This is a genomic window from Streptomyces sp. UH6 (genome assembly GCF_013421635.1).
GTDB lineage: Bacteria > Actinomycetota > Actinomycetes > Streptomycetales > Streptomycetaceae > Streptomyces > Streptomyces abyssomicinicus.
In genome coordinates, this window is record NZ_JACADT010000269.1 from 1 (window position 1) to 6,426 (window position 6,426).

Below are 6,426 nucleotides of genomic sequence, written 5' to 3' on the forward strand. Positions count from 1 at the left end.
ACCCGGCCGCCGCCGAGCCCGTCGCACGCACGCGCCTCCGACCACCGGATCCGGGCGCCGTACCCGACTGTCTCGCCCCCTGAAAGGCACCGGCCCCCACCGGTGCTGCTCATCAGAGTACGGGCGGCGGCCTACCCGGGAAGCGGATTCGCCGAACTGGGGGGAGCGGCGCGATCCCCCGGGGCGCACGGGCCCCCCACCGCACCCCCGACCCCGTCCCCCACGCCGCCACGCGCGCCACCGGCGCCCGGACGGTCAGGAGTTGTACGCCCCCTGCGCCCGCTCCAGCCCCTCCAGCACCAGCGACTCCACCGCGTCCGCCGCACGGTCCACGAAGAAGTCCAGCTCCTTGCGCTCCGTGGAGGAGAAGTCCTTCAGCACGAAGTCCGCCACCGGCATCCGCCCCGGCGGACGACCGATCCCGAACCGCACCCGGTGGTACTCCGGCCCCATCGCCTTGGTGATCGACTTCAGCCCGTTGTGGCCGTTGTCGCCCCCGCCCAGCTTCAGCCGCAGCGTCCCGTAGTCGATGTCCAGCTCGTCGTGGACCGCGACCACGTGCGCCGTCGGCACCTTGTAGAAGTCCCGCAGCGCGTTCACCGGCCCACCGGACAGGTTCATGAACGACATCGGCTTCACCAGCACGACCCGGCGCGACAGCGGCCCCGGCGGACCCATGCGGCCCTCCACCACCTGGGCCTGCGCCTTCCCCGCCCGCTTGAACCGGCCGCCCGTCCGCTCCGCCAGCAGGTCCGCCACCATGAAGCCGACGTTGTGCCGGTTCATCGCGTACTCCGGCCCCGGATTGCCGAGACCCACCACCAGCCACGGGGCATTCGCGTCTGTGGACACCACGTCACTCTCCCTGGAAACGCCTCACCGAACAGCAAACACCACCGGCCGCCGCCCCCCAGGGGAGCGGCGGCCGGTGACACGACTACGCGAGGACTCAGCCCTCGTCGACGACGTCGCCCTCGGGAGCGGCGGCCTCGCCGGCCTCCTCCTCGGACGCCTCGACCTGCGGCGCGACGACGGACAGCACGACGGCGTCCTCGTCACCGGCGAGCGAGACGCCCTTCGGCAGCTTGACGTCCTTCGCCAGAACGCTGACACCCGACTCCAGGCCCTCGACCGACACGGTCACGGACTCGGGGATGTGGGTGGCCTCGGCCTCGACCGACAGGGCGGCCTGGACCAGCTCGACCAGACCGGCACCCGGGGCCAGCTCGCCCTCGGTGACGACCGGGATCTCGACGGAGACCTTCTCGCCACGCTTGACCAGCAGCAGGTCGACGTGCTCCAGGAAGCCCTTCAGCGGGTCGCGCTGCACGGCCTTCGGGATCGCCAGCTCGTCGGCCTTGCCGTCGACCGACAGGGAGATCAGGACGTTCGGCGTACGCAGCGCCAGCAGCAGCTCGTGACCCGGCAGGGTCAGGTGCTTCGGGTCCGTGCCGTGGCCGTACAGGACGACCGGCACCTTGTTGTCGCGGCGGATGCGACGGGCCGCGCCCTTGCCGAACTCGGTGCGGGTCTCAGCGGCGAGCTTCACCTCGGACATGGCTCACACTCCTCGTAGTGGTACGTGAAAACGGTCGGGGTCGGTCACCCGGCCAAACAACGGCCTGCTACGAAGAGCGCGTCGATAACGGACCGCCGTACACGCAGTACGGCCTCCCTCGCCGAGCAACTCCATGAGTCTACTCGGCCAAGGAGGCCGCACAAAAACGATCTAGCAGAGACCGGACGGAAGCCCGCTCACCGATCCCCGGACCACTGGATCACTGGATCACTGGATCACTGCTCGTCGAACAGGCTCGTCACCGAACCGTCCTGGAACACCTCACGCACCGCCGAGGCGATCGTCGGCGCGATCGACAGCACGGTGATCTTGTCCAGCTCCAGCTCACCCGGCGTCGGCAGGGTGTTGGTCAGCACGAACTCGCTCACCCGCGAGTTCTTCAGCCGGTCCGCCGCCGGCCCCGACAGCACACCGTGCGTCGCCGTCACGATCACGTCCGCCGCACCGTGCGCGAACAGGGCGTCCGCCGCCGCGCAGATCGTGCCCGCGGTGTCGATCATGTCGTCGACCAGGACGCACACCCGGTCCTTGACCTCGCCCACGACCTCGTGGACCGTCACCTGGTTCGCCACGTCCTTGTCGCGCCGCTTGTGCACGATCGCCAGCGGAGCGCCCAGACGGTCGCACCAGCGGTCCGCCACCCGCACCCGGCCCGCGTCCGGCGAGACCACCGTCAGCTTGTCCCGGTCCACCTTCGCGCCCACGTAGTCCGCCAGCAGCGGCAGCGCGAACAGGTGGTCCACCGGACCGTCGAAGAAGCCCTGGATCTGGTCCGTGTGCAGGTCCACGGTGAGGATCCGGTCCGCACCCGCCGTCTTCATCAGGTCCGCGATCAGACGGGCCGAGATCGGCTCACGGCCACGGTGCTTCTTGTCCTGACGCGCGTACCCGTAGAACGGCACGATCACCGTGATCGACCGGGCCGACGCGCGCTTCAGCGCGTCGATCATGATGAGCTGCTCCATGACCCACTTGTTGATGGGGGCCGTGTGGCTCTGCATCAGGAAGCAGTCCGCGCCACGCGCCGACTCCTGGTAGCGAACGTAGATCTCACCGTTCGCGAAGTCGAAGGCCTTGGTCGGCACGACCTCGACGCCCAGCTGGTGCGCCACCTCCTCGGCAAGCTCGGGGTGGGCGCGGCCGGAGAAGAACATCATCTTCTTCTGGCCGGTCGTCTTGATCCCGGTCACAGCACTGTCTCCTCAGAGGTGTGGTCTCGCAGCGGGCGGAGCAGGGGAGATCGCCGGACGGCGCCTGCCCGCCCGGCTGGGGGGTGGTGCGGTTTCTGCACTTATCACGGTACGCCCGATCAGACGGGCCTGAACACGCTCAGCCTTCGCCGTCCACCGGCCGGGACGCCTCCTCGGCGGCCTTCGCCGCGGCGCTCCCCGGACGCTTCCGAGCCACCCAACCCCCGATATTCCGCTGCTGGGAGCGGGCCACGGCCAGGGCACCGGGCGGTACCGGCTGGGTCACCACCGACCCCGCCGCGGTGTACGCGCCGTCCCCGACAGTGACAGGAGCCACAAACATGTTGTCCGCACCGGTACGACAGTGCGACCCGATCGTTGTGTGGTGCTTCTCCTGACCGTCGTAGTTCACGAACACGCTGGCCGCGCCGATGTTCGTGTGGTCGCCGATCGTGGCGTCGCCCACATAGGTCAGGTGCGGCACCTTGGTGCCCTCGCCGATCTCCGCCTTCTTCGTCTCGACGTACGTCCCGATCTTCGACCGCAGACCCAGCCGCGTGCCCGGCCGCAGGTACGCGAACGGCCCCACGGACGCCTCCGGACCCACGATCGCGCCGTCCGCGACCGTGTTGTCCAGCCGCGCGCCCGGACCCACCTCCGTGTCGTGCAGACGGCTGTTCGGGCCCACCTCGGCGCCCTCGCCGACGTGCGTCGAACCCGTCAGCTGCGTGTTCGGATGCACCAGCGCGTCCTGACCGAACGTCACCGTCACGTCCAGGTAGGTCGACGCCGGGTCCACCACCGTCACGCCGGACAGCATCGCCCGCTCCAGCAGCCGCTCGTTCAGCGAGCGACGGGCCTCGGCGAGCTGCACCCGGTTGTTGATGCCGGCGATCTCCCGGTGGTCCTCCGCCACACTCGCCCCCACCCGGTGGCCGTCGGCGCGGAGGATGCCGAGGACGTCCGTCAGGTACTCCTCGCCCTGGCTGTTGTCCGTGCGCAGCCGGCCCAGCGCGTCGGCCAGCAGGCGGCCGTCGAACGCGAACACACCGGAGTTGATCTCACGGATCGCGCGCTGCGCGTCGGAGGCGTCCTTGTGCTCCACGATCGCGGTCACCGCGCCCTGCTCGTCGCGGACGATCCGGCCGTAGCCGGTGGCGTCCGGGACCTCGGCGGTCAGCACCGTCACCGCGTTGCCGTCGGCGGCGTGCGTCTGCGCGAGCGCGCGGAGCGTCTCGCCGCGCAGCAGCGGGGTGTCGCCGCACACCACGACCACGGTGCCGTCCACGGCGCCGAGCTCGTTCAGCGCGATGCGGACCGCGTGGCCGGTGCCGTTCTGCTCCTCCTGCACGGCGGTGCGCACGGCGGGGTCGGTCTCGCCCAGGTGGGCCGTCACCTTCTCGCGGGCGTGGCCCACCACGGCCACCAGGTGCTCCGGCTCCAGCTCGCGGGAGGCCGCGAGCACGTGCCCCACCAGGGAACGCCCGCAGAGCGTGTGCAGGACCTTGGGAGTGGCGGACCTCATACGGGTGCCCTCACCCGCTGCGAGAACGACGACGGCGGCCGGGCGGTTGGCGCTCACGGTGGTGCCCTTCGGCTGTGTTACGAGTGGGACCCTCGCAGGATACCGGGGGGTCGGTGAGCAGCACATGCGAACGGGCCCCGACCGCTTGGGCGGTCGGGGCCGGTCAGGAGTGCTCACGTTGTTCGGCTCCCCCGCCAGGACTCGAACCTGAACAGCTAGAACCAAAATCTAGAGTGCTGCCAATTACACCACGGGGGAATGCTTTGTCAACCCAGGTGAGCTGAGTCATGCGCTGACGCCGCGGCCTCTACTATGCCGTACCAGGTCCCCTCGATGCGACGGTACAAGTCGGCTGCCTGAAGCACATATACGGCAAGGCAGCCTCGATAGCTCTCGCCGGTGTTCCTCCGTACGGTCTTCGGGTTGTGCCTCTTCAAGGTGGTCTTGTAGAAGGCGGACTCGTCGGCGCCCGTCAGTTCGGCCCAGTACTCCTCAGCGGCTCGCGCATCAGCTCCTTGGTGGATCATCACGGCGAAACGCAGGCGTTCGAAGGGGGCGCCCACCAGGCGGAGCCAGGCGAGGTAGAGCCGGATGACGCCCGGGTCGCTGTTGACGAAGACGACCCGTTCGCGGCGGGCGTACGGCTTGTCCTTCGACCCCTCCGCCCAGTAGAGGGCGACTCCGGCGATGAAGAGTTCGCGCTCGGTCAGGACTCCGATCTCACGCCGGGCCGCCCCCTTGGTCCGCTGTCGTTCCGCCTCGCGGGTCTGCAGCCGGGCCTCCCAGGCCCGCTTACCGATCTCGGACGCCTCCTCGCGGCTGCGACGTTGCCGCTCAGGCTTCGGCAGGTCCCGGACCCACAGGGACACCGAACTCCTGGAGCAGCCCAGTTCCGCCGTGATCCGGTCGTAGGTCCAGCCCTGGCGGCGGAGCTCGCGGGCGCGTTCGCGGAGGTCGTCCTTGGCACGGGGGCGTTTGGTCCACTCCGGCGGCGGCTCGCCCGCGAGGAGGGGGCGGAGGGTCCAGTTGTCGATGCCCAGCTCCTCGCGGATCCGCCGGGTGCTGAGTCCTTGCCGCCGGAGGGCGACGGCCTGTTGCCGGAGGTCGTCGGATCCGGCGTCGCGCTGTTCCATGTGCTCACTCTGCGCGAGCGGCCGTCGTTGTGAGGCGGAAATCTGAGCGATTCACCAGTTCGAGCGCTTTTACCGTGAGTTCGATGGCCATGTATCGATATGTCCATTCGCAAACCCGCAGGAACGTCTCTGGATGCCTTCCGTAGGCTTGGCGCATGACCACGACGGGGGAAGAGCGACGGGCGGCGGTGGAGCGGGCCGGGCCGGGTGACGGCTGGTGGCCGCGCCGGCGGTCGGTGGCGCTGGACGTCACGCTGGCGGTGGCGTCGGCCACGGAGTGCGCGGTGGAGGGCGTGGGGTTCGCCCGCGACGCCGGGCTGCCGGTGGCCGTGGGCGTGGTGTTCGGCGTGCTGGTGGGTTCCGTACTGGGGTTCCGCCGGCGGTGGCCGGTGGCGGTCGCCCTGGTGGGGGTGGCGATCACCCCGGCGGTGATGGGCTTCCTGCTGGCGGTGGTCGGCCTCTACACGGTCGCCTCCTCGGACCTGCCGCGACGGCTGATCGGCGCGCTGGCCGGGATGTCCCTGGCGGGCGTCCTGGTGGTGGCGCTGGTGCGGATGGAGCCCGAGGTGGAGGGCTGGTTCCGGTGGTTCGCCGCGGTCAGCACCGCGCTGGGGCACACGGCGCCGGCCGTGCTGCTGGGCCTGTACGTGGGTGCGCGGCGGCGGCTGATGGAGTCGCTGCGGGAGCGTGCGGACAGTCTGGAGCGGGAGCTGCAGCTGCTGGCGGAGCGGGCCGAGGAGCGGGCCGAGTGGGCGCGCAACGAGGAGCGCCGGCGCATCGCGCGGGAGATGCACGACGTGGTGGCGCACCGGGTGAGCCTGATGGTGGTGCACGCGGCGGCGCTCCAGGCGGTGGCGTTGAAGGACCCGGAGAAGGCGGTGCGGAACGCGGCGCTGGTGGGGGACATGGGCCGGCAGGCGCTGACGGAGCTGCGGGAGATGCTGGGCGTGCTGCGGACCACCCCGGCGGCCGGTGCGGCGCCGGTGTCCGCCTCGGCCT

At 70.4% G+C, this 6,426-nt stretch carries 6 protein-coding genes and 1 tRNA gene; 1 reads left to right on the forward strand and 6 read right to left on the reverse strand.

From position 1 onward, the window contains the following. Nucleotides 1–255: 255 nt before the first annotated feature. The 6 genes from pth to HW445_RS15025 all read right to left on the reverse strand — a co-directional run bounded on the left by pth (nucleotide 256) and on the right by HW445_RS15025 (nucleotide 5,427). Complete coding sequence (pth, locus tag HW445_RS15000; RefSeq protein ID WP_180221523.1) at nucleotides 256–852, reverse strand: aminoacyl-tRNA hydrolase; 597 nt, start codon at nucleotides 850–852, stop codon at nucleotides 256–258. A 97-nt stretch (nucleotides 853–949) separates the two neighbouring features. Then, nucleotides 950–1,558, reverse strand: a complete 609-nt coding sequence (locus tag HW445_RS15005) for a 50S ribosomal protein L25/general stress protein Ctc (protein ID WP_180221520.1) — start codon at nucleotides 1,556–1,558, stop codon at nucleotides 950–952. 236 nt (nucleotides 1,559–1,794) lie between these two features. Next, the gene (locus tag HW445_RS15010) at nucleotides 1,795–2,769 is read right to left on the reverse strand and encodes a ribose-phosphate diphosphokinase (protein WP_108951652.1); all 975 of its coding nucleotides are present in this window, start codon (nucleotides 2,767–2,769) and stop codon (nucleotides 1,795–1,797) included. Between the two features lie 139 nt (nucleotides 2,770–2,908). After that, nucleotides 2,909–4,351: a bifunctional UDP-N-acetylglucosamine diphosphorylase/glucosamine-1-phosphate N-acetyltransferase GlmU gene (gene glmU, locus HW445_RS15015; protein ID WP_180221521.1), complete on the reverse strand. Its 1,443-nt coding sequence runs from the start codon at nucleotides 4,349–4,351 to the stop codon at nucleotides 2,909–2,911. 129 nt (nucleotides 4,352–4,480) lie between these two features. After that, nucleotides 4,481–4,552 (reverse strand) — tRNA-Gln (locus HW445_RS15020). Nucleotides 4,553–4,560: 8 nt separating this feature from the next. Then, on the reverse strand, nucleotides 4,561–5,427 hold the full coding sequence (locus HW445_RS15025; RefSeq protein WP_180221522.1) for a helix-turn-helix domain-containing protein: 867 nt from the start codon (nucleotides 5,425–5,427) through the stop codon (nucleotides 4,561–4,563). A 155-nt stretch (nucleotides 5,428–5,582) separates the two neighbouring features. Here HW445_RS15025 and HW445_RS15030 point away from each other — a divergent pair. Then, nucleotides 5,583–6,426: sensor histidine kinase (locus HW445_RS15030; protein ID WP_218957002.1), on the forward strand; the 844-nt coding region annotated here is incomplete at its 3' end.